Genomic DNA, 1,390 nt, shown 5'->3' with positions numbered 1-1,390 from the left:
TTTTTCATTTACGAAGAACCTTTTTAAAATATTTCTCTCACGATTTTTGGTTTTTTTCATCTTGTCAACCTTTCAAACTACTGTCAACTCTAAAAGCTCAAAATAGGGGGTTAGTGTCTTTAGTTAGTGAACTTAGCAAGTGTGGCTACACTTACAGTAAAAAGTATTCATCTTTCACTCACAAAATCTAAAATTTCCAATTTTATTTTTGTTCGTTTCAGACGAATATTTTTATTTTTGGTGGTGTCCCCCAATCCCCCTTTTTGAAAAAAATTAGAGCTTAATTTCAAATTCTTTTAAGACATCTTCGTATCAATCTTTGACTTCAAAACACAAATTTTTAACTTCATCTTCGGTCAAAGTTTGAACATATTTTTTTGCGTTAATGTAATTATGAACTTATCACTCCATTCAAGAAGTTCAACTCTCTTGCTTTGAATACATCGAACAATTTTATAACAATTATAATCCTCATTCCGCCAACAAGGGTTTAACTCCAAATCAGAAAGAAGAAAATTATTTTAAGAAAATATAGCTCATTTTGTGTCTAAATATTTGACATTGGTCCATAAATGTCAATATCAGAATTTTTATTACCTAAATTTTCAAAAAATGATGTATAAAAAAGCGTTCCTACATCATTATTTGAAGAGGGGGAGTCTATTTTTGTGATAACTTCTTTAAGAGCAACTTCATTTTTTATTAAAATTGACTCTAATATATTTTTTTCAATTTTTCTCCCTCTCCCAATAAACCTTTTTAGATTTTATCAAAGCTTTATTTATTAATCCATTATAATAGTCAACTGCCTCTAAAATAGAATTCTTTACTTCTTGCTCTGATAAACCTGTATCTTTATAAGCATAATCAATTGCTCTTGAACATGTTATGATGGCTCCTAAACCATTATTATCAAACGCTGCGTCTAATAGTTTCACATCTCCTCCTTGATAACCAACTCCTGGGATTAGAAATAAGGTTTTTGGTAAGAGTCTCCTATACTTAGTTAAATCTTCGGGATATGTTGCTCCAATGACAGCTCCAATATCTGAAAATCCATAATTCCCAACTTTATTCGTGCTTTTAATAATATAATCACATACAACTTCAGAGATAGTTTTATTTTCAGAATCCAGTATTTTATCTTGCAATTCTCCTGAAGAAGGATTGCTTGTTTTCACTAAAATAATAGAGCCCTTATCATTTTCTTCTCCTAATTTTATAAATGGGTCTAATCCATCACTTCCCAAGTATGGATTAATTGTTACTGCATCTACAGATAAAGTAGAGCTCCACTCATCAGCTGTATTCTTATAAAAAGTTTCTGCATATGCCTGAGAAGTACTTCCGATATCTCCTCTCTTAGCATCCGCAATAACGATAAGTCTCT

At 30.6% G+C, this 1,390-nt stretch carries 1 protein-coding gene and 1 pseudogene; one reads left to right on the top strand and one right to left on the bottom strand.

Annotated features, from left to right (window positions below; genetic code table 11):
• Positions 1–397 precede the first annotated feature (397 nt).
• Positions 398–551: pseudogene (locus ABT114_RS50420) on the top strand (IS3-like element IS-LL6 family transposase); the annotation flags it as partial.
• 177 nt (positions 552–728) lie between these two features.
• Here the strand turns inward: ABT114_RS50420 and pyrF are convergent.
• The coding region (gene pyrF, locus ABT114_RS50415; protein ID WP_351154125.1) for an orotidine-5'-phosphate decarboxylase at positions 729–1,390 on the bottom strand (662 nt) is incomplete at its 5' end.

The organism is Streptomyces sp. NPDC002088 (assembly GCF_040296605.1).
Taxonomy (GTDB): Bacteria; Actinomycetota; Actinomycetes; order Streptomycetales; family Streptomycetaceae; genus Streptomyces.
The sequence above is the reverse complement of the archived record's forward strand: the minus strand, read 5'-3'. Positions and strand labels throughout refer to the sequence as shown.